This is a genomic window from Citrobacter sp. S39 (genome assembly GCF_009495675.1).
Taxonomy (GTDB): Bacteria; Pseudomonadota; Gammaproteobacteria; order Enterobacterales; family Enterobacteriaceae; genus Citrobacter; species Citrobacter freundii.
This window is the reverse complement of the sequence record NZ_CP045555.1, coordinates 3,929,812-3,956,800: the sequence shown is the minus strand read 5'-3', so window position 1 is coordinate 3,956,800 and position 26,989 is coordinate 3,929,812. Positions and strand designations below refer to the sequence as shown.

Genomic DNA, 26,989 nt, shown 5'->3' with positions numbered 1-26,989 from the left:
TGTTCGCGGGGGAGTCTGAGCGCTAGACGTTTTTACGTTCGATAGTCTGTTCACCCCAAAAGAGCGAATCTTTGTCTGTTTTTTCAAAGGCTTTGATGAGTACCTCATCGCTACCTTCTTCCCAAATTTTTTCCGCCAGTTTCTCGTCATAATGTGCGACTTCAAAAATGGCTTCGGCTATTTCCGGCGATGTATTGCGCAGACTTGCCCATTCGCCGACGCGATGGGCTTTCGCTTCTTGAGTTGGCATTCGAATCCTCCTGTTGAAGATTAGCCGTTGAGTTTTACTGCCAGACCTGCGACATATTCACCCTGATAGCGGGCGATAGATAATTCTTCCTGACTTGGCTGGCGGGAGCCGTCGCCTCCGGCAATGGTGGTTGCACCGTAAGGGGTACCGCCGCGAACTTGAGAGACATCAAACAGCTCTTGCGCCGCGTAACCGATAGGCACAATCACCATCCCATGGTGGGCAAGCGTAGTCCAGGTTGAGGTAATGGTTTGTTCCTGACCGCCGCCGGTTCCCGTTGAGCTGAATACACTGGCGAGTTTGCCGTACAGAGCACCAGAGGCCCACAGCCCGCCAGTCTGATCGAGGAAGGTACGCATCTGACCGGACATATTGCCAAAGCGCGTGGGGGTACCAAAAATGATGGCGTCGTAATCAGCCAGTTCTTGCGGGGTTGCGACTGGTGCGTTTTGTGTTTTGCCGCCAGCCTTAAGGAAAATCTCAGGCTGCATGGTCTCTGGTACGCGCTTAATAATCACTTCCGCGCCATCTACCTTATTTGCGCCTTCTGCGACTGCATGGGCCATAGTTTCAATGTGTCCGTACATGGAATAATAAAGCACCAGAACTTTTGCCATTTTACACTACTCCTCGAGTTAACCGTGTCCGTAGCGACTCGCTACCTACCTTTAAAGATATGACGTACTGTCAGGAGTGCAAATTTCACAATCACTTCTTTGATTTATAACAATTTTTACAACAACCTGCTTTGTAGCAAAATGATACATATTTAACTGGGGTGAATTCGGTAGTCATAAGAAAGACTTATTGATTTCTTAGGGTGATTATTTCTTTGGCACTCCTGATCCTGTTGCAGGATATTACAGTTAGCGTCTGCCCAGTCCACGCTTCACTATGCTTAATCCCACGCAGTTATTTTCAGGGCCTCGCCCGTAACGCTGCGTGAGGTATCACTCCTCAGTACCTATGCAATATGATGTCTAATCAATGACGGAGGTCAGTAATGGCAAACCATCGGGGCGGTTCCGGCAACTTTGCGGAAGACCGCGAAAGAGCATCAGAAGCAGGTCGAAAAGGTGGCCAGCACAGCGGGGGCAACTTTAAGAATGACCCGCAACGCGCTTCAGAGGCAGGCAAAAAAGGGGGCAAAAATAGCCACGGCAACAACAAATCGTAATTGTCGGGCTATCTGTCAGATATGTCGTGACGCCTGAGCGTCAGAGACAGACGTTACGTAGCCACCGCCGCCGGATCCTTCCGGCGGTTTTTTTTGTCTGCAAGGTTGAACTGTAACAAAACGCAACGCAGACTAATGACATTCAGTTAATCGGGTGTCTCATGTCATTACTCTCTCGTTATTCCTTTTCTGTTAAACCTCAGGAAGCGATCCTCATTGTGATCACCATGTTCTGGGGTGGCACGTTTCTGGCGGTGCAATATGCCGTTACCCTGAGCGGGCCTTTTTTCTTTGTCGGTGTGCGTTTTGCCACTGCCGCGCTGGCGGTCGCGATTTTGTCGTTACACACACTGCATAAGCTGACATGGCTGGAAGTCAAAGCAGGGGTGGCAATCGGTATCGCCATTGCGCTGGGCTATAGCCTGCAAACCTGGGGGCTACAGTTTATTCCCAGCAGTAAATCGGCGTTTATTACCGCGATGTACGTTCCGTTGGTACCGCTTTTACAATGGCTGTGTCTGGGGCGCATGCCTGGACTGATGCCGTGCGTCGGTATTGTACTGGCCTTTATCGGATTGATTTTTCTTGCCGGACCGGGAGGCAATTTACTGGCTTTAGGCGAAGGTGAGTGGATCACGCTCGCCGGTGCGGTGGCGATTGCGGCAGAAATTATCCTGATTAGCGCGTGGGCGGGAAAAGTGGATGTACGGCGGGTAACGGTAGTGCAACTGGCAACTGCTTCAATAGTGGCGTTTATTGCGATGGGACCAGCCGGAGAGACCGTACCGCCAATGTCTACCGGATTGCTGGTGGTGGCGCTGGGGCTGGGGATTTTCAGCGCGATTATTCAGGTCACCATGAACTGGGCGCAGCGTAGCGTTTCGCCGACGCGCGCGACGGTTATTTATACCGGTGAGCCAGTGTGGGCGGGAATCTTTGGCCGTCTGGCGGGTGAACGCTTACCGCTACTTGCATTGCTTGGTGCGGCATTCATTATTGTTGGCGTGCTGGTCAGCGAGCTGAAGTTCAAAAAGAAAAAAGCGCAGCCGCAAGAGGCGCCTCCGGAATCGCTTTAATTTAACCATTCACCGCGTGATTTGGTATGCTGGCGCCCTTACAAGAAGGAGAGGGCGCATGGTCCAACGCGCAGAGAAAAAAACAGGTAAGCGTTCGCAGGCCGTCAGTGCAAAACGCCAGGCCATATTAACCGCGGCATTAAATATCTTCTCCCAATATGGGATCCACGGCACGCGCCTGGAACAGGTGGCAGAGCAGGCGGGCGTGTCAAAAACCAATTTACTTTATTACTACCCGTCAAAAGAGGTGCTTTATATTGCCGTTTTACGGCAGATCCTCGACATCTGGCTGGCTCCATTAAAAGCTTTTCGCGAAGACTTTGCGCCGCTGGTGGCCATTAAAGAATACATTCGCCTTAAGCTGGAAGTGTCGCGCGATTACCCTCAGGCATCACGGCTGTTTTGTATGGAGATGCTGGCCGGAGCGCCTTTATTGATGGCAGAATTGGAGGGGGATCTCAAAACGCTAATTGATGAGAAATCCGCGCTGATTGCCGGTTGGATCAAAAGCGGAAAACTGGCTCCGGTCGATCCGCATCATCTGATTTTTATGATTTGGGCTTCAACTCAGCACTACGCCGACTTTGCCCCACAGGTAGAGGCGGTGACAGGCGCAACGCTGCGTGATGAAGCCTTTTTTAACCAAACGGTCGAGAGCGTACAGCGGATGATTATTGAAGGGATCCGCGTGCGTTAACTGGCCGGTGGTAAAGGGCAGCTTAAATCGCCTTCTTCACACTGCAAGAGCGAGGCGAGAAACGCTTCGCGCTCGTTGGTCTTATCTGTCAGGCACTGGCTGGTAATCATCGCCTGAACGCTACCGCCTTCGGTGCCAGAACTGAGTAATGCACAGTCCGCATCGCGCAAAGTTATCCAGGATATTTGCGCTTTTTTCAGTAAATCGCGCTGGGTTGGAGCGGCGCGCTTCAGCGCATTCTGATAAGTTTCATTAAGTTTGGCGTCGGCCGCCTTATACTGCTCTGCCGCACAGGTGTTCATCTCAATCTGCGTGTTCGCGTTGGCGCAGTCATCCGCCAGCACCTGGCCGCTCAGCAGCAGCGCTGCACATGTCAGTACGATTCGTTTCATGCTTCCCTCTGGCTTCATAAAAAAAGGCCCCGTTACCGGAGCCTTAATTAACCACAACCTTAGCCGATTGTCATCAGGCTGGCATTCCCCCCGGCTGCGGCGGTATTGACGCTCAGGGAGCGTTCAATGTACAGCCTCTCCAGCAGAATATTGCTCTCGCCACGGGCAAAGCCCTGGACCGACACAATCGCCCCTTCGCGGGCCGCCACTGCTTCACACAGTGCGCGAAGCTGATCGGAATCGCCGTGGAAAATAACGGCATCAAACGGCTGCGTGGCGATGTTGTCCGCTTTGGCAAACTGAATGCGCCCGGAGACCGTGGCTGGCAGGCGTTTTGCCAGGTCGCGATGGAACGTATCATCTGGCCACAGGATTAAGCTACCAACGGAAGTTACAGCGGCAACCTGTACCAGTGCATCCTGCTCATCATCGGCGATACACAGCACGCGTTCGCGCGGCAACAGCGTCCAGGTATTGCGCTCGCCGGTGGGTCCAGGCAGCAGGCGTTGCGTTCCGGCCTGCGCCAGTTCGCCAAACTGCTGGCAGAGCGCACGCAGTGCTGGACGGTCGGTTGCCCATTCGCTGAGCGCTTCCAGCGGTTGAACCAGTGCGGCTTTAAGCTGCGCATCGACCGGGTAGTCTGCATCCTGGCGGGCAAGGGTAATGCCTAACGCATTTTCCGGACGGTTTGCCAGCAGGCGGTACAGATACAGCGGCCCACCCGCTTTTGGCCCGGTTCCTGACAAGCCTTCGCCACCGAATGGTTGCACGCCGACGACGGCGCCGACCATATTGCGGTTAACATACAGGTTCCCCACATGTGCTGAGCCCGTGACCTGGGCGATGGTTTCATCGATACGGGTGTGTACGCCCAGCGTCAGGCCGTAGCCGGAGGCATTAATTTGCTCAATCAGGCTGCCCAGATTATTACGGGTGTAACGCACGACGTGCAGTACCGGACCAAACACCTCTTTTTGTAATTCATCGAAGCTTTCCAGCTCAATAAGCGTCGGGGCGATAAAGGTACCGGTTTGCCATTCCCGCGCATCGTCGCTATTTTCGCGCACGGCCTGGAACACCGGACGCCCTTTGGCGCGCATGGCCTGAATATGGCGCTCAATATTGGCTTTGGCTTCTTCATCGATAACCGGTCCAATATCGGTGGTCAGGCGGCCCGGGTTACCCATGCGGCATTCCGCCATCGCGCCGCGCAGCATTTTCAGCGTATGGTCGGCTACATCGTCCTGCAGACACAGGACGCGAAGCGCAGAGCAGCGCTGCCCGGCGCTGTCAAAGGCAGAAGCCAGGACGTCGACCACCACCTGTTCCGTCAGCGCGGAGGAGTCGACGATCATGGCGTTCATCCCGCCGGTTTCGGCGATAAGCGGGATTGGACGTCCCTGAGCATCCAGGCGGGTCGCGATATTGCGTTGCAACAGCGTGGCAACTTCCGTTGAGCCAGTAAACATGACGCCGCGTACGCGCTCATCGGAAGTGAGCTGCGCCCCGACCGTTTCGCCCTGACCAGGCAACAGTTGCACCACGCCTGGCGGTACACCTGCTTCGAGTAAAATGGCAATACCCTGGGCGGCAATCAGCGGGGTTTGTTCCGCGGGTTTTGCCAGCACGCTGTTGCCCGCCGCCAGCGCGGCGGCAATCTGCCCTGAGAAAATAGCCAGCGGGAAGTTCCAGGGGCTGATACAGACTACCGGCCCTAACGGACGATGGGTTTCATTATCGAAGTCATCGCGGACCTGACCGGCATAATAGTGCAGGAAATCTACCGCTTCGCGCACTTCCGCAATGGCGTTACTGAAGGTTTTACCTGCTTCGCGCACCAGAATGCCAATCAATTGCTGCATCTGGCCTTCCATTAGAACGGCGGCGCGATGCAAAATAGCGGCGCGCTCTTGTGGCGGTGTGGCGAACCAGATCGGCGCGTTATTTACTGCGTTCTGCAATGCCTGTTCCACTTCGCTGTGAGTCGCTTCACGCACGTAACCGACAATGTCTTTCGGTTCGGCCGGGTTGACGACTGGCGTCATTTCACCGTCAGCAACCGGATGTTCGAGTATTGGCTTAGCGTGCCATTTTTGCAGCGCGCTGTTGAGCAGGGCGGAGGACAGCGAGGCCAGACGATGTTCGTTAGCTAAATCCAGTCCGCCTGAGTTTTCGCGGTCTTTACCGTACAGGTCACGCGGCAGGGCAATTTTCGGATGTGGCAGACCAGCCTGGCCTTCCTGCTGCGCCAGTTTTTCAACGGCTTCGACCGGGCAGGCTACCAGTTCATCCAGCGGCAGGGTAGTGTCTGCAATGCGGTTGACGAATGAAGTGTTGGCGCCGTTTTCCAGCAGACGACGCACCAGATACGCAAGCAGCGTTTCATGCGTGCCTACCGGTGCATAAATGCGGCATGGACGGTTCAGTTTGCCATCGGCAACTTTACCGGTGACCTGCTCATATAGCGGTTCGCCCATACCGTGCAGGCACTGGAACTCGTACTGACCCGGATAGTAGTTTTGACCGGCTAACTGATAAATCGCCGCCAACGTATGGGCGTTGTGGGTGGCGAACTGCGGGTAGATCAGATTCGGTACCGCAAGCAGTTTTTTCGCACAGGCCAGATAGGAAACGTCGGTGTACACCTTACGGGTATAGACCGGATAACCTTCCAGACCGTCCATTTGCGCACGTTTGATTTCGCTATCCCAGTAGGCGCCCTTAACCAGGCGGATCATCAGGCGACGGCGGCTGCGCGTGGCGAGGTCAATCAGGTAGTCGATAACATACGGGCAGCGCTTCTGGTAGGCTTGAATAACAAAGCCGATACCGTTCCAGCCCGCCAGTTCAGGTTCAAAGCACAGTTTTTCCAGCAGATCGAGGGAGATCTCCAGTCGGTCTGCCTCTTCAGCATCAATATTGATACCGATGTCGTACTGGCGGGCCAGCAGAGTAAGCGACTTCAGACGCGGATAGAGTTCATCCATCACGCGGTCATACTGCGCGCGGCTATAACGCGGATGCAACGCCGACAGCTTGATAGAAATGCCCGGCCCTTCATAGATGCCGCGACCATTTGAGGCTTTACCAATGGCGTGGATTGCCTGTTGGTACGAAACCATATAAGCCTGGGCATCAGCGGCGGTTAGAGCCGCTTCTCCCAGCATGTCATAAGAGTAGCGGAAACCTTTTTCTTCCAGTTTACGCGCGTTAGCCAGCGCTTCGGCGATAGTCTCTCCGGTGACGAACTGCTCGCCCATCAAACGCATTGCCATGTCGACGCCTTTACGCACCAGTGGTTCACCGCTCTTGCCGATAATACGGTTGAGTGAGCGTGAAAGGCTGGCTTCATTATGCGTAGAAACCAGACGACCGGTAAACAACAGTCCCCAGGTCGCCGCGTTGACGAAAAGTGACGGACTGCGTCCAATGTGCGACTGCCAGTTGCCGTTGCTGATTTTGTCGCGGATTAACGCATCGCGGGTTGCCTTATCAGGAATACGCAGCAAGGCTTCCGCCAGACACATCAGCGCGACGCCTTCCTGTGAAGAAAGGGAGAATTCCTGCAATAAACCTTGTACCATCCCGGCGCGGCCGCTGGCGGTCTTCTGGTTACGCAGTTTGTCGGCCAGGCTGTACGCCAGCTTGTGCGCTTGCTCTGCGATGGGTTGCGGCAGACGAGCCTGCTCCATCAGCATCGGCACTGCGTCGGTTTCGGCGCGGCGGTACGCGGCGGTGATTGCTGCGCGGGAAACTGACTGCGGCAGGATCTGTTCGGCAAATTCCAGGAAAGGCTGATGCGCTTCATTCTGCGGCGTGGTTGACTCCTCACCCTCATTCGCGGCACCCGCCAGCAGGGCCGGTAGTTCAGGAAGCGCGTCGTCATTTTCCAGTCTTTCGAGATAATTAAAGATGGCTTGTTTGATCAGCCAATGTGGCGTGCGATCGATTCGTGATGCTGCTGTTTTAATACGCTCGCGAGTGGCGTCATCCAGCTTAACCCCCATCGTGGTGGTTCCCATGCCGTTTACTCCTGTTGTACTGAAATACGGGTCTGATAGTTACCGAGAAATATCCACTATGTTGCAACTTTGTGCAACCGTGTTAAATGTGACTTGGTTTGCAAGCTTGGAAATGAATGAGATGTTAATAAATATGAGTCTTATGATGTGGGCTGTAAAAATTAAAGAATCTTTTTCTCTGCGGTAGTTAACACTTTTAAAAGGTGCAACCGAAAAAAATGTGAGAGAGTGCAACCTACAGAAAAATGCTATCTACTCTGGATCAAATTTGATGTAAATGGTGTGTTAAATCGATTGTGAATAACCATCGCTTCCGGCAGGATACGGTCGCCCTGGTCAACATAGATATCTTTGCCACGTTCCGGCAGGGTAATAAAACGGCAAGCCACGGCATTGCTGATACATAATTTTGGAGAGTTTTGATGGCTATTAGCACACCGATGTTAGTGACATTCTGTGTCTATATTTTCGGCATGATATTGATAGGGTTTATTGCATGGCGTTCAACCAAAAACTTTGACGATTACATTCTGGGGGGACGCAGTCTGGGTCCGTTCGTGACCGCGTTATCCGCTGGGGCATCTGACATGAGCGGCTGGTTGCTGATGGGTCTGCCTGGCGCAATTTTCCTGTCGGGCATTTCAGAAAGCTGGATCGCCATCGGCCTTATTTTGGGCGCCTGGATCAACTGGAAGCTGGTGGCCGGACGTTTACGCGTACACACCGAATACAATAACAATGCGCTGACGTTACCGGATTACTTTACCGGTCGCTTTGAAGATAAAAGTCGAATTCTGCGTATTATCTCCGCGCTGGTTATTCTGCTGTTTTTCACCATCTATTGTGCTTCAGGGATTGTGGCAGGGGCGCGTCTGTTTGAAAGTACCTTTGGCATGAGCTACGAAACAGCACTTTGGGCGGGCGCGGCCGCGACGATCATCTATACCTTTATCGGTGGTTTCCTGGCAGTAAGCTGGACTGATACCGTCCAGGCCAGCCTGATGATCTTCGCCCTGATCCTGACGCCGGTGATGGTTATTATTGGTGTGGGTGGGTTCGAGGATTCGCTGGAAGTGATTAAACAAAAGAGCATTGAGAACGTGGACATGTTCAAAGGGCTGAATTTTGTTGCCATCATTTCCCTGATGGGCTGGGGTCTGGGCTACTTTGGTCAGCCGCATATTCTGGCGCGCTTTATGGCTGCAGATTCCCACCATAGCATCGTTCATGCTCGCCGCATTAGCATGGCCTGGATGATCCTGTGTCTGGCAGGTGCCGTGGCTGTGGGCTTCTTTGGTATTGCTTACTTTAACAACAACCCACAGCTTGCTGGTGCCGTTAACCAGAACGCCGAGCGTGTGTTTATTGAACTGGCGCAAATCCTGTTTAACCCGTGGATTGCCGGTATTCTGCTGTCTGCGATCCTCGCTGCGGTTATGTCGACCCTGAGCTGCCAGCTGCTGGTGTGCTCCAGCGCAATCACCGAAGACTTGTACAAAGCATTCCTGCGTAAAAATGCCAGCCAGAAAGAGCTGGTATGGATTGGCCGCATCATGGTGCTGGTCGTGGCGCTGGTGTCCATCGCGCTGGCGGCGAACCCGGAGAACCGCGTGCTGGGTCTGGTAAGCTACGCCTGGGCGGGCTTCGGCGCGGCGTTTGGCCCTGTGGTTCTGTTCTCGGTAATGTGGTCGCGTATGACCCGCAACGGCGCGCTGGCAGGGATGATCATCGGTGCGGTGACGGTAATCGTCTGGAAGCAGTTCGCCTGGCTGGGTCTGTATGAAATCATCCCGGGCTTTGTTTTCGGCAGCATCGGTATTGTGGTCTTCAGCCTGTTGGGTAAAGCACCTTCAACTGCTATGCAGCAACGTTTTGCCGAGGCTGACGCGCATTATCACTCAGCTCCGCCATCGCGTTTACAGGCAGAATAATTTATCTCCTGTCCCTGAAGCCCGCCGTGCGCGGGCTTTTTATTGCGCCCCCGCAAACCTGCATAACCATTACCCGCCTAACTGTTTACATTAAGTCATCATTCTCAAAACATTCTGCTTGAGTTTTTCTTTGCTGTAATGATAATCACTATCACTGTAATTTACTTTTCTTTTCATCAATTGACCGAGAATAACGTTTAAGGGTTCTTCGCATGTTTGTTCCATTTCTAATTATGTTGCGCGAAGGGTTAGAGGCCGCGCTGATTGTCAGCCTGATTGCCAGCTACCTGAAACGGACTCAGCGTGGTCGATGGATTGGTGTGATGTGGATTGGTGTTCTGCTGGCGGCGGCGTTATGCCTGGCGTTAGGGATTTTCATCAACGAAACCACCGGGGAATTTCCGCAAAAAGAACAGGAGCTGTTTGAAGGCATCGTGGCGGTCATTGCCGTGGTGATCCTCACCTGGATGGTGTTCTGGATGCGTAAAGTTTCCCGCAACGTCAAAGTCCAGCTTGAACAGGCTGTCGATAACGCGTTGCAACGCGGTAATCATCACGGTTGGGCGCTGGTGATGATGGTCTTTTTTGCTGTTGCGCGAGAAGGGCTGGAATCGGTGTTCTTCCTGCTGGCGGCATTCCAGCAGGATGTAGGCATCTGGCCGCCGTTAGGCGCGATGCTGGGACTGGCTACCGCAGTGGTTCTGGGATACCTGATTTACCTCGGCGGCATTCGCCTCAACCTCGGGGCATTCTTTAAATGGACCAGCCTGTTCATTTTGCTGGTAGCTGCCGGTCTTGCCGCAGGGGCGATCCGCGCTTTCCACGAAGCCGGGTTGTGGAATCATTTTCAGGATGTGGCGTTTGACCTGAGCAGTGTGCTGTCGACGCATTCGCTGTTTGGCACATTGATGGAAGGCATTTTCGGCTATCAGGAAGCGCCAAGCGTTAGTGAAGTCGCTGTCTGGTTTATCTACCTGATTCCGGCGTTGATTATGTTTGCACTACCGCCGCGTTCAGGCACTACGGCATCGCGTACCGCACCTTGATAAAAACGCGATGCAGAATACTTTTTAGTTACAACATACTTATTTATAGGGATAGGTTATGACGTTTAATTTTCGCCGTAGTGCGCTGCAGTTGGGTATTGCCGCGCTGTTTGCATCCGCTTTTTCTGCACAAGCCGCCGATATTCCGCAGGTGAAAGTCACGGTTAACGACAAACAGTGTGAACCGATGACGATCACGGTTAACGCCGGGAAAACGCAGTTCATCATCCAGAACCACAGCCAGAAAGCGCTGGAGTGGGAAATTCTTAAAGGCGTTATGGTGGTTGAAGAGCGCGAAAACATTGCACCAGGCTTTAGCCAGAAAATGACCGCTAACCTGCAGCCTGGCGAATATGATATGACCTGCGGTCTGTTGACTAACCCGAAAGGCAAACTGATCGTAAAAGGCAGCGCAACGGCGGATGCCGCACAGAGCGATGCTCTGCTGAGTCTGAGCGGCGCGATTACCGAATATAAAGCTTATGTGACAGCTGAAACCGCGCAGTTGGTTGCGGGCACTAAAGCCTTCACTGATGCGATTAAAGCAGGCGATCTGGAAAAAGCGAAATCGCTGTATGCGCCAACCCGTCAGCATTATGAGCGTATTGAACCGATTGCTGAACTGTTCTCCGATCTCGACGGCAGCATCGATGCGCGTGAAGATGATTATGAGCAAAAAGCCGCCGATCCTAAATTCACCGGCTTCCACCGCCTGGAGAAAGCGCTGTTTGGCGACAATACCACCAAAGGTATGGATCAGTACGCCGACCAATTAAATAGCGATGTTCTTGACCTGCAAACGCGTATTAGCGAGCTGGCTTTCCCACCGTCAAAAGTTGTTGGCGGGGCAGCAGGACTGATTGAAGAAGTTGCTGCCAGCAAAATCAGTGGGGAAGAAGATCGCTACAGCCATACCGATCTGTGGGATTTCCAGGCCAACGTCGATGGCGCGCAGAAAATTGTCGATCTCCTACGTCCTCAGTTGCAAAAATCCAATGCTGAGCTGCTGGCGAAGGTGGATGCGAACTTCAAAAAGGTTGATACCATTCTGAGCAAGTACCGTACCAAAGACGGTTTTGAAACCTATGACAAACTGACTGATGCCGATCGTAATGCGCTGAAAGGGCCAATCACGACGCTGGCGGAAGACTTGTCGCAATTACGCGGTGTTCTGGGTCTGGATTAAGCACTATGCAGCAAGATAATGAAAACGGCGTGAGCGAACCGTCACGCCGACGTTTACTGAAAGGGATGGGCGCCCTGGGTGGGGCGCTGGCGCTGGCGGGTGGGTGTCCGGTTGCCCACGCGCAAAAACCACAAAGCGCGCCGGGAACGCTGTCTCCGGATGCGCGTAGTGAAACGCAGCCGTTTTATGGTCAGCATCAGGCGGGGATCCTGACGCCGCAGCAGGCATCAATGATGCTGGTGGCATTCGATGTTCTCGCCAGCGATAAGGCCGATCTTGAGCGTTTATTCCGGTTGTTGACTAGCCGATTTGCGTTTCTGACCACCGGTGGACCGGCACCGGATACGCCCAATCCGCGTCTCCCTCCTATGGATTCAGGTATCCTCGGCGCATACATTGCGCCAGACAACCTGACGATGACGTTGTCGGTTGGTTCATCGTTGTTCGATGAACGTTATGGCCTGAAATCGCAGATGCCGAAAAAGCTGCAAAAAATGACCCGCTTCCCGAATGATTCGCTGGATGCGGCGCTGTGCCATGGCGATTTGCTGCTGCAGATTTGTGCCAACACTCAGGACACTGTCATCCACGCGTTGCGCGATATCATTAAACATACGCCCGATCTCCTCAGCGTGCGCTGGAAACGTGAAGGGTTTATTTCTGACCACGCCGCGCGCAGCAAAGGCAAAGAGACCCCGGTCAACCTGCTTGGCTTTAAAGACGGTACCGCGAATCCGGACGCTACGGATGCGAAGTTGATGCAAGACGTGGTGTGGGTGACGGATGGGCAGGGCGAACCTGCCTGGGCGCAAGGTGGCAGTTATCAGGCCGTCAGGCTCATTCAGTTCCGCGTTGAGTTCTGGGATCGTACGCCGCTGAAAGAGCAGCAAACGATTTTTGGTCGTGATAAACACACCGGCGCGCCGCTGGGTATGCAGCATGAGCATGATGTGCCTGACTATGCCAGTGATCCTGAAGGTGAGGTGATTGCGCTCGACAGTCATATCCGCCTGGCAAACCCGCGCACGAAAGAGACCGACTCGAGCCTGATGATGCGTCGTGGCTACAGCTATTCGCTCGGTGTGACTAATTCCGGTCAACTGGATATGGGGCTGTTGTTTGTTTGCTATCAACACGATCTGGAAAAAGGATTTTTGGCGGTGCAGAAACGTCTGAATGGTGAAGCGCTTGAAGAGTATGTCAAACCGATTGGCGGGGGATATTTCTTTGCTTTGCAGGGCGTTAAAACTGCAGACAATTATCTGGGACAGTCTCTGCTCGAAGCCTGATGATGATGCCCCGCAGTACAGCGGGGTTTTTCCTGACATCTTGATGAAGGAACAAACTATTTTTTATGATCGGTATGCGACTGAAATAATTCTGTCATCTCTCTGCAAGAGACTGTCTCTGGTGATAAGATAGAATTTAAGTTAACAATAAGTAAAAATATTGTTGCATTAGCGAAAGGTTATGATGTAATTATAAGTAATAGCGGTAGTTCCCGGCGGTGATAGTCATTCACTATGGAGATCGCGAATGGAAAAGTCCTGTACTGGACACGTTTTTCACAGTAACAGCAGTACCTTACGCGGACGTTTCTCTTCCGGTAGCCACCTCGTCACCGCTAAATCTCTCTCTCATTCACTTCTTATCCTTGTTACTGACGCCCTGTACGGTGCGCGTAGCCGTGTGTGGCGTCTTATCCGAAAGCAAGCAATGGCTTACAAGGAAGCCAACCCTCAGATGTTCGTGCGCATAATCGTGCCGCCAACGGCGCGTGTGATGTATACCTACAACTCAAGGTGCTATCCATGGGAAGACAAAAAGCAGTGATCAAAGCTCGTCGTGAAGCAAAACGTGTGCTGAGGCGGGATTCGCGTAGTCATAAGCAACGTGAAGATGAATCGGTCACCTCGCTTGTGCAGATGGGCGGCGTAGAAGCGATCGGTATGGCGCGTGACAGTCGCGACGCCACGCCAATCACGGCGCGGAATGAAGCTCAGGCGCACTACCTGAATGCTATCGAGAGTAAACAGCTGATCTTCGCCACCGGTGAAGCCGGGTGTGGTAAAACCTGGATCAGCGCGGCAAAAGCTGCAGAGGCACTGATCCACAAAGACGTGGACCGGATCATTGTAACCCGTCCAGTTCTGCAAGCTGATGAAGACCTCGGCTTCTTACCTGGAGATGTTTCCGAGAAGTTCGCTCCTTATTTTCGCCCCGTGTATGACGTGCTGGTGAAACGGCTGGGAGCCTCCTTCATGCAATATTGCCTGCGACCTGAGATTGGTAAGGTGGAAATCGCGCCGTTCGCCTATATGCGTGGACGTACATTTGAAAATGCAGTGGTCATTCTTGACGAGGCTCAGAACGTCACTGCTGCGCAAATGAAGATGTTTTTGACCCGCCTCGGGGAGAATGTGACGGTGATTGTGAATGGGGATGTGACCCAGTGCGATCTTCCAGCTCACGTTCGCTCAGGGCTTAGCGATGCGCTGGCCCGTTTCGAAGAAGATGATATGGTTGGGATTGTTCGTTTCAATAAAGACGATTGCGTCCGCTCTGCGCTCTGTCAGCGGACGCTCAACGCTTACAACTGATAAGTACTCCGTCTTCAAGGCCCGGGAAACCGGGCTTTGTTATTTGTGTGTTATTAAGTAAATTTTAGAAATTGAAATAGTATGCTCTGATGAAATAGAACATCGAAAACGAGTAGAAACCAGGATATCTGAAGTCGAGGGGGAACCTTGCCTGACTTGAGATATGTCAAAAGTTTGATTTATGAACTGTGGAATAGAGAACACCTTATTTTAGACTCATGCGTTTATCCAGTGATGAATGCGTCTCGCGGATCAGCGACCCGTTGAGCTCACAGCACTCAGCGGACGTTCGTGTAATGGTTCGCCAACGCGGAACGATAGCTACGCTTTTATCGAGATGTCGCATTCATCAGCCAGTTTCTGAGCTGAGTTACGACATTATGTTACATCTGATTTTGCAGAAGAATCATGATTTCCTCATTAATATGATCCAACAGGTCATACCGTCTCCGGTATTCCGCGCGTTTTTTACTGGCAAGCTCATTAAATGACTTACGCTCTACATAAATTGGCAACTTATACCAATTACCGTATGGACGACCAGCAACTGATTCCCAAAAATCACTGTACAGGGCAACAAAGTATTTACGTTTCTTGTACCGGTATCGCCATTGCCTGAAAACATGGCTCTGTTCACTAACTGCTAAAATATTAGTGATATCACAGCAACGCATCAATGAACAAAGAACCTCAAAAACGATCCGCTTAGGGAATAGTCCATAGCAGGCTTTAGTAGCGTCACGAATAATGTCTGGGCCAATATTTTTTGGTGCCCCCTGCAGACCGCCAATAAATGCACAATGTCCTTTTTTTGACGGGATAACCGAGAAGGACAATCGGGCCACCGGGGTGTTGTTAAAACTCAGAGATAACATCAGTTCTCCTTCACGATCAAAACCGCCTGAAGAACAGTGAATATCAAAATCCTCACCATTTTTTCCGGTGAAATGGACCAATAGCACATCTCTGTCGGGTAATAATAACGCCTGGTGTTTCACTGGTAAACTCTGGACAAAACGGTAGTGACCAATAATGTTTTTCCTTCGATTCCATGCCAGCCCTCCTTTATGTAAATAGGGACGATGAATTTTGGCTGGTAACGTAGGTTGCATCTCCAGAATCTTATCAATTGATTTAAGGGAATGTAATTCTTGATAATACCGAATACTGGAGACAGGGCTTATCATAGATCGTAAAAGATACATGAGTCGAAATTTTTTGTTCTTCCATTTGCTATGCAAAGGGCCACGTGCCAATAGAATTTGGTTAAAGAAACTTAGATATGATGTATTTTTCATAAGTATCATTATTAATTCAGGGTGTTTAAATTTATTTACGTGCAAGGTGTAAATACTGGAATCTCTGACGCTGTTTTGTTAATGCGAAACATTTTGAAAATAAATTCATGTCTGACATGCCAGTTTTGTTGATAATCATTAGGCGCTCTCTCGTTCGCATATCCTGATGAAAACAAATTTTTTTCATTCTACAGAGAAGAACATATATATTTGTTAAACAAAGTATACTTTACAAACATACCGATGTTCATTGAGTAAACTGGTAGGTTGACTTGTCAACCACATAACGAAGTAAATCATGTGATTCAGCGAGCCATGGGTGTTTGGAAAACGCACGACTTTGAACGTCAGGACAAATTTTGAACGATGACAGCTATCACAATTGGCTGTATTCCCGCGCAATACGCCGGTTTTCGTGGATTATTGTCAAATTGAATAACTTAAATTGGGATATACACATTCCTGACTTTCTTTCCAGATATAATGCCCAGTATATTTTTGGTAACCTTTTGTACTGAAAAGGAGTTTGCATTGTATGGTTATGAAACAGGCCCGCAAAACAATACCAAGGGGAACCTGATTCGCTGGCTGACGCACGAATAGGGTACTGCCGTTAAGAATATTTCCGGATACAGAGACTTTACCGATCGGCCGCAACATTCTCTGGTCACTCACGTTCTCAGAGAAATGCACTAGCTCGATGCCTGGTTGCAGTGCGGCAGTGTTCCGGGGGATTCACCGGTGATAAACAGTGCCAATCTGTATAAAGGTATCGGAAAAATTTTTTTGTCCGGCTTTAACCATGAACATGCAGTCAACTGTCCTATGTACCTAAATGACGTGGTAATCTTGAATAAACAAACTCGAGTTGTTTACTCATTCATACCTGAGCGCGTGTTCCAGGGAAACGAATAAGCGTACTGAGTTTTATATTCTGCATGTACATCACCGTAAAGTGCCTGCAGGATGATTACTTTCAGACCGTGGAGGATTACGTCGGTAATGATAGTAAAGACTCTCAAATATACATAGCAACAATCCAAACCATACCGCTGAAAAACAAAATAGCTCGGAGTAATTAATAACTTCTCCAAATATAAGTATGGCAATGAGAAATTGCAAAGATGGTTCTATATACTGAGCAAGACCTGTCACAATAAGAGATGTACGATTTAGCGCTACTGCAAATAACACTAACGGAATTACTGTAACGGGAGCGGTTAATATATAAAGGAACAGAGAGATGTCAGATGATGTAGTTATACTCGAGCCAGTATAGATAAAGATGAAAAGAGCAACAGGTAGAGCCCAGAATGTTTCAAGCGTGATTGAGGTTATTGCATCGTAATGGATAAATTTTCGCGCCAGTCCGTACAATGCAAATGAAAACCCCATGATTAACGCTAGTGAAGGAAAACTGTTTGCTGAAATAATCTGATAGCCAAGACCACATACACCGGATATTACTGCTATAAGTTGAAATAATGATGGTTTTTCTTTAAGAAAAATACAGCCAAGGCAAATGACAATAAGTGGGTTGATAAAATATCCCAGACTGGCGTCGAGTACCTTATGATTTGTTAATGCATAAATAAAAGCTGACCACGAAATTACCATTAGCAAGCCTGCTATCATGCAGGATATGAAGGAGGTTTTATCTTTCAGTAAATCGCGAAAAAACGTTCTCTTACGAAATAATAATCTTATTGGCAGTAATAGAGGTATAGACCAGAAAACTCTGTACATCAAAATTTCAGCGAGGGCTCCGCCAGATAGATATTGATAAAACAATGGGATCAGGCCCCATAATATAAATGCCAGAACAACAACTGCGGGTCCATTTCGCAGAAACTTTACCATTTATGTGTATCCTTGCTTGCCATACCGACATGTTCTTCTGAAGAGCATTGTCAACCCTTCACTCTGGCATGTACCTGCTCTTAAGAGAAACGTGTGCTGTTACAGTACTCAATCTCATTTACAGTCAGGGTGATATAAAAAACAAGGTGAAATTTATCATAATCGTATCTATAAAATGATGATAAAAATCAAGGGGAAGACTTCCGATTTGTATTGCGGGCTGGATCATCTTTCAGACGTCTGACGGGGAGTATTTGCCTTTCCCTGATTTCCTCGTCAATATCAAATAAGCACTCGTCGCAGAATTCTTTATCGAGTGAGAGCCACTATTCAAAGACGCTCCTTTTCTTATTACACCGTGCGCATCTCTTCATCACATCATCCTTTATGCTATTTCCCTGCCGAGCTTCCAGGACAAAAGGTGTTCGCTCCTAAATAAGACAGGAATTAGATTTATAAACAATCAGTTAAATTCGTTTTAGAGATTGTGGCACAGGGACAATCATGCGGGATAATTCATTTTGCAGATCAATTTTTACGTAATCGATCGACGAAATCGATCGATGCTTACACCCCTGTATTACACACCATTCGTGATGCTGCCGGACTCACAACACCTGGCCAGCATTCCTTGCTTAAGCGCATCATTACCGGGTGCAATGCCGCGCTGGAATAAATTAAAGCGATGCTCCACCAGCTTGCTGATATCTCAGCACAACCGGGAGTATTGGCGGGCAAACTGCGCAGGACTAGGCAATGGGTGATGGCTTCCGCTGCTGGTTGCTTGAGAAAGAGTAAACCGCTATGAAGGTCATTACCTGCAATCTGGACCGGAGGATCTGGCGTGATTTGATGAAGAAATCCGGCATGATAAGTCTCATGCATGCCGCTACCAGCGATAAGTAGAGCAGAAACCTTGAGCGGGGCGATATCCCCGCCATGCTGTGCAACATACGAAAAAAAAGCCCGTACTTGCGTACGAGCTCTTCTTAAAATATGGCGGTGAGGCGGGGATTGACTCGCTTCGCTCGCCCTGCGGGCAGCCTGTTCGCTGTGCTCACAGTCTGTCCAACTGGCTGCGCCAGTAGTCGAACCCCGGTCCGGGCTTCTCATACCCGCCATGCTGTGCAACATGCGAAAAAAAAGCCCATACTTGCGTACGAGCTCTTCTTAAAATATGGCGGTGAGGCGGGGATTCGAACCCCGGATACGTTGCCGTATACACACTTTCCAGGCGTGCTCCTTCAGCCACTCGGACACCTCACCATATTGTTGTTCCTGTGCTACCGGAACGGGCGCTAATGTAGGGGAAACACCGCCCCGTCGTCAATCAACTTTTTGAAAAAAATGTGCATTTACACAAACTTCAAGCAACATGGAGCATAAATAAGCGGGAATTGTTTTTTTTGCCAGCATCCTAAAATTTGCTACTCTGATGTTCCCTCGGAAAATGATGATAATAAGTGCGAGAAAGTTCTGCACAACAATGTTCAGGAGACAATGTGGATATAATTTTCTATCACCCAACATTCGATACGACCTGGTGGATTAATGCGTTGGCAAAGGCAATACCTGGTGCAAACGTACGTGAGTGGAAAGCGGGTGATAATGCACATGCTGACTATGCGCTGGTCTGGCATCCGCCGGTTGAAATGCTCGCAGGACGAAAATTAAAAGCCGTATTTGCGCTAGGCGCGGGCGTCGATTCTATTCTCAGTAAACTCAATGCTCATCCGGAAATGTTGGATGCGTCGATCCCGCTTTTCCGTCTGGAAGATACGGGTATGGGCCTGCAAATGCAGGAATATGCGGTTAGTCAGGTGCTGCACTGGTTTCGTCGCTTTGATGATTATCAGGCATTGAAAAATCAGGCGAAATGGCAACCGTTGCCAGAATATACTCGTGAGGATTTTACCGTCGGGATCATGGGGGCAGGTGTATTGGGCGCAAAAGTTGCCGAAAGCCTGCAAGCATGGGGATTCCCACTGCGCTGCTGGAGCCGTTCGCGTAAATCCTGGTCTGGCGTGGAAAGCTTCGCCGGTACTGAGGAACTGGGCGCGTTTTTGAGCCAAACTCGTGTGCTTATCAACCTCCTGCCTAATACGGCAGAAACCATAGGTATTATTAACGCTGATTTACTTAGCCAATTGCTGGATGGCGCCTACGTACTGAACCTGGCGCGTGGCGTTCATCTCAATGAAGACGATCTTCTGGCATCGCTGGACAGCGGCAAGGTGAAAGGTGCCATGCTGGATGTCTATAGCCGTGAACCGCTGCCGGAAACCAGTCCTCTGTGGAAACATCCGCGTGTGGCAATGACGCCGCATATTGCCGCGGTAACGCGCCCGGCGGAGGCGGTGGACTATATCTCCCGCACGATTTTGGATCTTGAGAGCGGGAAATCCGTTACGGGTCAGGTCGATCGCGTTCGGGGATACTAATGCTAACCCGGCGGATGCCGGGTTTCAGCTAATAAATAGCGGCGATACCTGCTATCCTTGACGAAAAATGACTACAGGAGAGAGTTATGTATCCCGTTGACCTGCATATGCATACCGTCGCCAGCACCCACGCCTACAGCACCTTAAGTGATTACATCGCTGAAGCCCGTCGCAAAGGCATCAAGCTGTTTGCTATTACCGATCATGGACCGGACATGGCGGACGCGCCTCACCACTGGCACTTTATCAATATGCGTATTTGGCCACGTGTTGTAGATGGCGTAGGGATCCTGCGCGGCATTGAGGCGAATATTAAGAATATTGAAGGCGAAATTGACTGTTCAGGTCCGATGTTTACCTCTCTGGACCTCATTATTGCGGGCTTCCATGAGCCAGTTTTTGCACCTCACGATAAAGAAACCAATACCCAGGCAATGATAGCCACGATGACCAGCGGTAATGTGCACATCATTAGCCATCCGGGAAATCCCAAGTATCCGGTTGATATTACTGCAATTGCCCAGGCGGCGGCAAAGTACCAGGTTGCACTGGAAATCAATAACTCTTCGTTTTTGCATTCGCGTAAGGGCAGTGAGGATAATTGTCGTGCGGTTGCTGCGGCTGTGCGCGATGCTGGCGGCTGGGTGGCGTTAGGGTCGGATTCACATACTGCTTTCACGCTGGGAGAATTTGGCGAATGCCGTAAAATCCTGGATGATGTTAATTTCCCTGAAGACAGAATTTTAAACGTCACACCTAAACGCCTGTTGGCGTTTCTGGAATCGCGAGGCATGGAGCCGATCGCGGAATTTGCTGAACTGTAATTGTTACTAACTGGAATATATCAATGAACGAGTTTTCTATCCTGTGTCGTGTACTGGGCTCGCTGTTTTATCGCCAACCGCAGGACCCTTTACTGGTTCCCCTGTTTACCTTAATTAGTGAAGGTAAACTGTCCGCCAACTGGCCGTTGGAACAGGACGAACTGCTCACTCGTCTGCAGAAGAGCTGCGATATGCCCCAACTGGCTGCAGATTACAACGCGCTGTTTGTCGGTGAAGAGTGTGCTGTGCCGCCTTATCGTAGCGCCTGGGTAGAAGGGGCGAAAGAATCGGATGTTCGTGCATTTCTTTCTGCCCGCGGCATGCCGCTGGCAGATACGCCGGCAGATCACATTGGTACGCTGTTGCTGGCGGCTTCATGGCTTGAAGACCAGTCTGCGGAAGATGAAAGTGAGGCGCTTGATACCTTGTTTGTAGACTACCTGCTGCCCTGGTGTGGTACGTTCCTTGGCAAAGTTGAGGCGCACGCAAACACGCCGTTCTGGCGTACCATGGCGCCGCTAACACGTGATGCTATTAGTGCAATGTGGGACGAATTGCAGGAAGATACTGACGAATAAATGTGATTTAAATCACTTTAAACTGCAACGCAAATTATATGCTTGCATAAATTGTGTGCACGATCTCATTCCTATGCCGTTTTTCTGCTAAGATACGCGGCATGAACATACTTCTCTCAATTGCAATCACAACGGGCATTCTCTCTGGGATCTGGGGATGGGTGGCCGTTTCTCTTGGCTTACTCAGTTGGGCTGGCTTTCTGGGGTGCACGGCCTATTTCGCCTGCCCGCAAGGTGGGCTAAAAGGACTATGGATCTCGGCGTGTACGCTGCTAAGCGGTGTGGTGTGGGCGTTGGTGATTATTAACGGTAGCGCGCTTGCCCCGCATATGGACATTATTGGTTATGTCATGACGGGAATTGTCGCGTTTCTGATGTGTATCCAGGCAAAGCAATGGTTGCTTTCATTTGTACCGGGCACGTTTATTGGCGCATGTGCAACATTTGCAGGGCAGGGCGACTGGCGACTGGTTGTACCGTCACTGGTACTGGGCCTGGTATTCGGCTATGCGATGAAAAACAGTGGTCTGTGGCTGGCATCTCGCCGTGAAAATCGAATATCGCCGACGCTGACCAGTAAATAAAAAAGCGTGAGGGTTTTCCTCACGCTTTTTATGCAGTAAAGATCCATCAGGATTCTGGCGGTACCGACATATGGCGGTATTTAACCAGAATGTCATTATCAACTTGTTTCTTATCCTGCAAATCCCACAATCCGCGATCGATGCCGTCATTAATTAAGAAGATAACGCCTGTTTCAATCGCTGACATCAGACAAAGCATAACCGGTTCGTTAGAGGTGTAGCCAATTTCACCTTCCAACAGACGCTGGTAGTCAATAAAGCGGAACACTCCAGCCTGTACTTCATAAGACAAAATGGTTTTACTGGTGTTCACTGACGACAGGATCTCACCGGTGCTGACGTTAACTACGCGCAGGTTTACCGCTATCTGGTCGAGCTGGTATTGCGTATCGGCGCCAATACCGAAATAACGCGCACCGACACCACCCGATTTAACGTTGCTTTCATAACCGATAATTGACCCTTCCACCATGACGTTTGCCGCGGTCAGGGACTGTAGCGGGATCCGGTTATTAATCGCAACCGTACCGTTTTCCTGAGCCGCACGAATGATTTTACGTTCGTTCAGCAAGTTCTGTAGCCCCTGACGTTCCAGAGGGACGAACCAACGAGAATCTTTCAATGCGGTGACAAGCATAGCCGTGGCGCTTTGCGGGACGGCGGTAGAGAAGTTACTTGCCGGGTAAGGTTTAAATTGGCCAGTCTCATCCTGAATGTTGTATACCGACACAAAGATCTTACCTGTAGGCATAGGCAGATGCGTCAAATCTTTATAGCTTTGGGCCCGGGGCATTAATGTCGGCTTAGCGGCTTCTTGAGGCGGAGCTGTTAAACATCCGCTGAGTAAAATTACTGCCACCATGATAAGTAAGCGCTGCATGATTTTTTCCTTTCGTGGCTATAATTTAAAAATCGGTCGACTGATTTTGTAAACCCGACACTTCAATAGTCGACGTTCTCCCCGTTTTCCTGTCCGTGACATTCAGTTGCAGTTGCCCATCCCGGTTGGCGATATCAACGATAAAATCGCTGGTTACCATCCTCCCCGGTTTACCGGTATTGATATTGGTGAGCAAGCCACCGAGTATTTGCGACTGTATTGCCTGGGTAAAGTTATCCAGTGCTGATGGGGTTTCAATCCCGTAATCGCCAGCACTCGGATCCTTATACGAGTTTTGCGCCTGAGCGCTGTTCAGTAAAAAAGAGCCGTTATTTGGGTTGCCACCAAAGTTAGGGTTGCGGAACTGGAACGTCATATTTCCGGCCCAACTTAATGGTGAAATCAGCATGAGCAAAACCACTGCATGTTTGACACGCATGAAAGCCTCCGGACAAAATCATGTTTTAGAATTCATCGCGCGCTAAATCGCTCGTACTTAATAGCGTTTGATCTATTTGCCGACGATTTAATGCTTCCTCAGTTTCTGCCAATGCGAAGACCACAATTTTGTCGAAGTCTCTTTTCGTCGGGAATAAAAAAGTCTGGAAGATAACGTCCTGATTGACAGTTATGGTGATCCAACTTCCCCAACGTGCACTGGGCCTTTCATTAATGGTTAAGTTTCCTGTGTACTTACTTTCCCACTTGTCACTAAAGGCACGATAAAAATCATGGCCAATAGAAGAGACAGTGTGGTCAGTCAACAGTCCGGGAACCTCCACCTCTACAGCAGCGTGTAGATTCCCGGCAGCAAGGAACAAATTTGCTGCCACAATCCAGGACAAATAGCTTTTCATGGCTTTATCGCCTGAGGTTGTCATTGGCCCACGAGACCGCCTGCGTACGATTTTTGACAGCTATCTTTTTGAAAAGATTATAAAGATGTGTTTTAACCGTATTTTCACTAATAAATAGTGAACGCGCGATTTCAATATTTGAGGCGCCAATACGCAGTTTATTAAGGATCTCTTTTTCACGGTGCGTAAGTAATGCCGACTCCGTGCTGTTATAGCGGTAGTTCCCGGAATGCGTGATCAGGTAGCTGGCGAGCTTTTGTGAAAAGTAGCATTCGCCACGCAACACACCTTGCAATCCGCTGACGACACGCTGCTCATCTTCTGTTGCGTAGAATACGCCATTGATATGCGGCCAGTTTTCAATATCCCGATAAGGATAATCATCTGGGGTATTCAACAATAACGTCTTTATATTGTTGTTTTTTCTGCTCAAATTATCTTGCCAGTAATGGATCAGTTTTTTGTCTGCCTCCATCATGTCCAGTAGAACAATGCAGCTGGAGGAAATATCATCCAGAGAACGTTGAATATTATGTAGTTTTCCGGTTAACGCCAGCGATTGTTTTAAATGCTGTAATAACGCAGTTGCCTGCAGGGATGGTTTAGTGATCAACAATAATGTATGACCATGAATACTATGGACTTCATTAAACATGATGAAACTCCACTTTTTTAGTCGCACACCTGACAGCTGTCTCTACTAAAATAGAGGCACCAGAAGTACTGACAGATGTTGCACTGCTGTGTAGAAATAAAATATCGACCCAACGGGGTGAAAATATTAAAACAAATGGACTTCAACTGATTTCAATCTAGCTATTACAAATCTTAAAGCAAGTGTTAAACATGTTACAGAATGTAAATTTATATATTAAAATATGATTTTTGGGTTTTTTAGAAGTTTAGATTTGATAGTAAAGTTGTACATTTTGGCGATACTGCATAGATTTAAAAAATCATACAAATTATAATATGGTATTGATTATTAAGAGTTAAATTTATGCTTAGATGGTTTTTGATTTCTAATGAATTCCGATCTTTTTGTCTTACTTTAAGTTGAACAATTTTAGATAGAAAAAAATGACGCTTGTCACGACTTGCAATGCTAACTATCGAAGTACCTCGCTACGAGGCCCAGAAAACGCGGAAAACGCGTTTTTTTTGTTACTGCATAGAAATTCATTCACTGGGTTAAAAAAGAAATGAAATCCAGAGCTGTAACGGTATTGTTCGCTGTTAATTAGTACTTTGGGGTGAATCTGAATATAAAAATACAACTGGCGGGTGAGTTATTTAAAATGTTTCCGCAGACATACTCTTCATCGTAACGTGGCGTTAACAAATGTAAGTCATGTTAACAACAATTTGAGTGGTAATTAATTTAACTTCATGTACGACCAGGTCCAGGGTGACAACATGAAAAACAAGTTGTTATTTATGATGTTTACAATGCTGGGTGTGCCTGGGATTGCAGCCGCGACTACAAGTTATGATTTAGCTAATTCAGAATATAACTTTGCGGTAAATGAATTAAGTAAGTCTTCATTTAATCAGGCAGCCATTATTGGTCAGGTTGGCACTGCGAACAGTGCAAATACCCGCCAGGGGGGCTCGAAGTTATTGTCAGTCATTTCGCAAGAAGGTTCTGGTAATCGAGCGAAAACAGACCAGACGGGATCATATAACTTTGCATATATTGATCAAACGGGTAGTTCCAATGATGCGAGTATTAAACAAGGTTCATACGGTAATACGGCGGTAATTATCCAGAAAGGCTCTGGTAATAAAGCCAATATTACCCAGTACGGTACACAAAAAACAGCAGTTGTGGTGCAGAGACAGTCGCAAATGGCAATTCGCGTGACTCAACGCTAATCCATTAACGACGTTTAAATCAATCCGATGGGGGTTTACCATGAAACTTTTAAAAGTGGCAGCATTCGCAGCAATCGTAGTTTCTGGCAGTGCTCTGGCTGGTGTTGTTCCGCAATGGGGCGGCAATCATCATGGTGGTGGCAGTAATTATGGCCCAGACTCTTCACTGAGTATCTACCAATATGGGTCAAACAACTCTGCAAATGCTCTGCAAAGTGATGCGCGTAAATCAGATGTCACCATCACACAACACGGGCGTGGCAACGGAGCTGTTGTTGGCCAGGGTGCTGATGACAGTACCATTAGCCTGAAACAAACCGGCTTCCAGAACAGTGCCACTATCGATCAGTGGAATGCAAAAAATGCTGATATTAGCGTGACCCAGTTCGGTGGCCGCAACGGTGCGTTGGTTAATCAGACAGCCTCTGACTCCAATGTGCTGATTCAGCAGGTTGGCTTTGGTAACAACGCTACAGCTAACCAACACTAATTCAGTTTTCTGACTGATAATAAACAGGGCGTGAGCCCTGTTTTTTTTTCGGGAGAATATGATGCATACGCTATTACTCATTGCCGCGCTGGCAAATCAAATAACATTCAATACAACTCAGCAAGGTGATATGTACACCATTATTCCTCAGGTGACGTTAACTCAACCGTGCGTATGTGAGGTACAAGTCCTCGCCATACGTAAAGGGTCCGGGGGACAAAGCCAATCGCAGCAGAAAACAAGCCTTTCGGTCCCCGCTAATCGGCCGATTGAATTAACTAAACTGAGCTTTAATATTTCACCTGAGGATTCGGTCAAAATTATCGTTACCGTTTCGGATGGGCAGTCTCTGCATCTGTCTCAGCAATGGCCAGACTCAAACAGTCACCAATGATTTTTTTGCTGTATTTGCATTAAGGGTGTGGCTGGGAATGCACTGCTGTTCTATGAATATAGAGACGTTTGAACGTTTTAATTTGATCGTTAATCACAGCGGCGAAGGATCATTTCGATCCCTCAAGGATGGCTAATCATTGAGGAACCCTTATGTGTACATTATTAAAGCGTTTTTTAAGTATCAGCTTGTGCAGCATTTCTCTTTTTACCCTCCCCGCAATGGCGCAACAAATCTCAACCGGCGGGGTTATTCATTTTCGCGGTGCAATAGTTGAATCACCTTGCGATGTTAACGCTCGGCAGCAGCAAATTGAATTGTCATGTATGCGCGACGGCACCACCCGTAATAGTCTCTACAATCAGCAACAGGTCGCGACTGCCCCTCAAAATGTGCAGCAAATTGCCACAGTCAAAATGCACTATCTCAATGAACAGAAAAACATGGCAATTCTTAACATTGAATATAAATGAATCATTCCGGCGTACATATGCACACGTTTGGTTAAAAAGTGAGATTTCGGGGAAAACC

28 protein-coding genes and 1 tRNA gene are annotated in these 26,989 nt (G+C 49.2%); 17 read left to right on the top strand and 12 right to left on the bottom strand.

Translation table 11 applies throughout. The annotated features are described in order from the left end of the window. Positions 1–22: 22 nt before the first annotated feature. Together GFB57_RS18965 and wrbA are read right to left on the bottom strand one after the other, a co-directional pair. A complete protein-coding gene (locus GFB57_RS18965) occupies positions 23–250 on the bottom strand; it encodes a YccJ family protein (RefSeq protein WP_003036015.1) in 228 nt (75 codons plus the stop codon). 20 nt (positions 251–270) lie between these two features. Beyond that, complete coding sequence (wrbA, locus tag GFB57_RS18960; protein ID WP_003036019.1) at positions 271–867, bottom strand: NAD(P)H:quinone oxidoreductase; 597 nt, start codon at positions 865–867, stop codon at positions 271–273. 386 nt (positions 868–1,253) lie between these two features. Between wrbA and GFB57_RS18955 the strand changes: the two genes are divergently transcribed. The 3 genes from GFB57_RS18955 (at position 1,254) to rutR (ending at position 3,200) form a co-directional block, all read left to right on the top strand. After that, entirely contained in the window at positions 1,254–1,427 is a 174-nt protein-coding gene (locus tag GFB57_RS18955) for a general stress protein (RefSeq protein WP_003036022.1), read from the top strand. Between the two features lie 161 nt (positions 1,428–1,588). Then, a complete protein-coding gene (locus GFB57_RS18950; protein WP_003036024.1) occupies positions 1,589–2,503 on the top strand; it encodes a DMT family transporter in 915 nt (304 codons plus the stop codon). Between the two features lie 58 nt (positions 2,504–2,561). Beyond that, positions 2,562–3,200, top strand: coding sequence for an HTH-type transcriptional regulator RutR (gene rutR / locus GFB57_RS18945; RefSeq protein WP_003036026.1), 639 nt, complete (start codon positions 2,562–2,564; stop codon positions 3,198–3,200). Here rutR and GFB57_RS18940 read toward each other — a convergent pair. Beyond that, on the bottom strand, positions 3,197–3,592 hold the full coding sequence (locus GFB57_RS18940) for a lysozyme inhibitor LprI family protein (RefSeq protein ID WP_003036029.1): 396 nt from the start codon (positions 3,590–3,592) through the stop codon (positions 3,197–3,199). The genes rutR and GFB57_RS18940 overlap by 4 nt on opposite strands. Before the next feature lie 59 nt (positions 3,593–3,651). Continuing rightward, positions 3,652–7,614 carry a trifunctional transcriptional regulator/proline dehydrogenase/L-glutamate gamma-semialdehyde dehydrogenase gene (putA, locus tag GFB57_RS18935; RefSeq protein WP_003036031.1) on the bottom strand — a complete coding sequence of 1,321 codons (3,963 nt, stop codon included), beginning with the start codon at positions 7,612–7,614 and terminating at the stop codon, positions 3,652–3,654. Between the two features lie 422 nt (positions 7,615–8,036). Here putA and putP point away from each other — a divergent pair, with 422 nt between their 5' ends. From putP to phoH, 6 genes are all read left to right on the top strand, one after another. Next, on the top strand, positions 8,037–9,545 hold the full coding sequence (gene putP, locus GFB57_RS18930) for a sodium/proline symporter PutP (protein ID WP_003036036.1): 1,509 nt from the start codon (positions 8,037–8,039) through the stop codon (positions 9,543–9,545). A gap of 212 nt (positions 9,546–9,757) precedes the next feature. Next, a complete protein-coding gene (gene efeU, locus GFB57_RS18925) occupies positions 9,758–10,591 on the top strand; it encodes an iron uptake transporter permease EfeU (protein ID WP_003036041.1) in 834 nt (277 codons plus the stop codon). A 58-nt stretch (positions 10,592–10,649) separates the two neighbouring features. Continuing rightward, positions 10,650–11,777 (top strand): iron uptake system protein EfeO, encoded by a 1,128-nt coding sequence (gene efeO / locus GFB57_RS18920; RefSeq protein WP_003036044.1) that lies wholly within the window; start codon positions 10,650–10,652, stop codon positions 11,775–11,777. A 5-nt stretch (positions 11,778–11,782) separates the two neighbouring features. Then, positions 11,783–13,066, top strand: coding sequence for an iron uptake transporter deferrochelatase/peroxidase subunit (efeB, locus tag GFB57_RS18915; protein ID WP_290366872.1), 1,284 nt, complete (start codon positions 11,783–11,785; stop codon positions 13,064–13,066). 247 nt (positions 13,067–13,313) lie between these two features. Next, positions 13,314–13,610: a hypothetical protein gene (locus tag GFB57_RS18910; protein WP_008320287.1), complete on the top strand. Its 297-nt coding sequence runs from the start codon at positions 13,314–13,316 to the stop codon at positions 13,608–13,610. Then, a complete protein-coding gene (gene phoH, locus GFB57_RS18905; RefSeq protein WP_003036052.1) occupies positions 13,589–14,377 on the top strand; it encodes a phosphate starvation-inducible protein PhoH in 789 nt (262 codons plus the stop codon). Before GFB57_RS18910 ends, phoH begins: the two co-directional genes overlap by 22 nt. A gap of 383 nt (positions 14,378–14,760) precedes the next feature. Here the strand turns inward: phoH and GFB57_RS18900 are convergent, their stop codons facing one another. From GFB57_RS18900 to GFB57_RS18885, 4 genes are all read right to left on the bottom strand, one after another. Further along, on the bottom strand, positions 14,761–15,684 hold the full coding sequence (locus tag GFB57_RS18900; RefSeq protein ID WP_003036056.1) for a VirK/YbjX family protein: 924 nt from the start codon (positions 15,682–15,684) through the stop codon (positions 14,761–14,763). A 936-nt stretch (positions 15,685–16,620) separates the two neighbouring features. Further along, entirely contained in the window at positions 16,621–17,535 is a 915-nt protein-coding gene (gene rarD, locus GFB57_RS18895) for an EamA family transporter RarD (protein ID WP_003036060.1), read from the bottom strand. 567 nt (positions 17,536–18,102) lie between these two features. After that, positions 18,103–18,420, bottom strand: a complete 318-nt coding sequence (locus GFB57_RS18890) for a hypothetical protein (RefSeq protein WP_128295736.1) — start codon at positions 18,418–18,420, stop codon at positions 18,103–18,105. 293 nt (positions 18,421–18,713) lie between these two features. Next, a tRNA-Ser gene (locus GFB57_RS18885) sits at positions 18,714–18,801 on the bottom strand. 236 nt (positions 18,802–19,037) lie between these two features. Here GFB57_RS18885 and ghrA point away from each other — a divergent pair. From ghrA to GFB57_RS18865, 4 genes are all read left to right on the top strand, one after another. Beyond that, positions 19,038–19,976 carry a glyoxylate/hydroxypyruvate reductase GhrA gene (ghrA, locus tag GFB57_RS18880; protein ID WP_003036066.1) on the top strand — a complete coding sequence of 313 codons (939 nt, stop codon included), beginning with the start codon at positions 19,038–19,040 and terminating at the stop codon, positions 19,974–19,976. A gap of 86 nt (positions 19,977–20,062) precedes the next feature. Next, the gene (locus tag GFB57_RS18875; RefSeq protein ID WP_003036071.1) at positions 20,063–20,800 is read left to right on the top strand and encodes a phosphatase; all 738 of its coding nucleotides are present in this window, start codon (positions 20,063–20,065) and stop codon (positions 20,798–20,800) included. Positions 20,801–20,823: 23 nt separating this feature from the next. After that, a complete protein-coding gene (locus tag GFB57_RS18870; RefSeq protein ID WP_003036073.1) occupies positions 20,824–21,378 on the top strand; it encodes a molecular chaperone in 555 nt (184 codons plus the stop codon). Between the two features lie 101 nt (positions 21,379–21,479). After that, on the top strand, positions 21,480–21,962 hold the full coding sequence (locus tag GFB57_RS18865; RefSeq protein ID WP_008320293.1) for a DUF1097 domain-containing protein: 483 nt from the start codon (positions 21,480–21,482) through the stop codon (positions 21,960–21,962). Between the two features lie 46 nt (positions 21,963–22,008). Here the strand turns inward: GFB57_RS18865 and csgG are convergent, their stop codons facing one another. Genes csgG through csgD form a run of 4 tightly spaced genes read right to left on the bottom strand, consistent with a single transcriptional unit; the run spans position 22,009 to position 24,354 of the window. After that, positions 22,009–22,842, bottom strand: a complete 834-nt coding sequence (gene csgG / locus GFB57_RS18860) for a curli production assembly/transport protein CsgG (RefSeq protein WP_003036082.1) — start codon at positions 22,840–22,842, stop codon at positions 22,009–22,011. A gap of 25 nt (positions 22,843–22,867) precedes the next feature. Further along, complete coding sequence (gene csgF / locus GFB57_RS18855; protein ID WP_003036084.1) at positions 22,868–23,281, bottom strand: curli production assembly/transport protein CsgF; 414 nt, start codon at positions 23,279–23,281, stop codon at positions 22,868–22,870. 25 nt (positions 23,282–23,306) lie between these two features. Then, positions 23,307–23,699 carry a curli production assembly/transport protein CsgE gene (csgE, locus tag GFB57_RS18850; protein WP_003036087.1) on the bottom strand — a complete coding sequence of 131 codons (393 nt, stop codon included), beginning with the start codon at positions 23,697–23,699 and terminating at the stop codon, positions 23,307–23,309. 4 nt (positions 23,700–23,703) lie between these two features. Further along, positions 23,704–24,354 (bottom strand): biofilm master transcriptional regulator CsgD, encoded by a 651-nt coding sequence (gene csgD / locus GFB57_RS18845; RefSeq protein WP_003036091.1) that lies wholly within the window; start codon positions 24,352–24,354, stop codon positions 23,704–23,706. A 761-nt stretch (positions 24,355–25,115) separates the two neighbouring features. On the opposite strand from csgD, the gene csgB reads away from it, so the two are divergent. The 4 genes from csgB (at position 25,116) to GFB57_RS18825 (ending at position 26,931) form a co-directional block, all read left to right on the top strand. Beyond that, positions 25,116–25,574, top strand: coding sequence for a curli minor subunit CsgB (gene csgB / locus GFB57_RS18840; protein ID WP_003036094.1), 459 nt, complete (start codon positions 25,116–25,118; stop codon positions 25,572–25,574). Positions 25,575–25,614: 40 nt separating this feature from the next. After that, complete coding sequence (csgA, locus tag GFB57_RS18835; protein ID WP_003036098.1) at positions 25,615–26,064, top strand: curli major subunit CsgA; 450 nt, start codon at positions 25,615–25,617, stop codon at positions 26,062–26,064. A gap of 61 nt (positions 26,065–26,125) precedes the next feature. After that, positions 26,126–26,458 carry a curli assembly chaperone CsgC gene (gene csgC / locus GFB57_RS18830; RefSeq protein WP_003036101.1) on the top strand — a complete coding sequence of 111 codons (333 nt, stop codon included), beginning with the start codon at positions 26,126–26,128 and terminating at the stop codon, positions 26,456–26,458. Between the two features lie 152 nt (positions 26,459–26,610). Continuing rightward, positions 26,611–26,931, top strand: a complete 321-nt coding sequence (locus GFB57_RS18825; RefSeq protein WP_003836793.1) for a type 1 fimbrial protein — start codon at positions 26,611–26,613, stop codon at positions 26,929–26,931. The last annotated feature ends 58 nt before the right edge of the window (positions 26,932–26,989 follow it).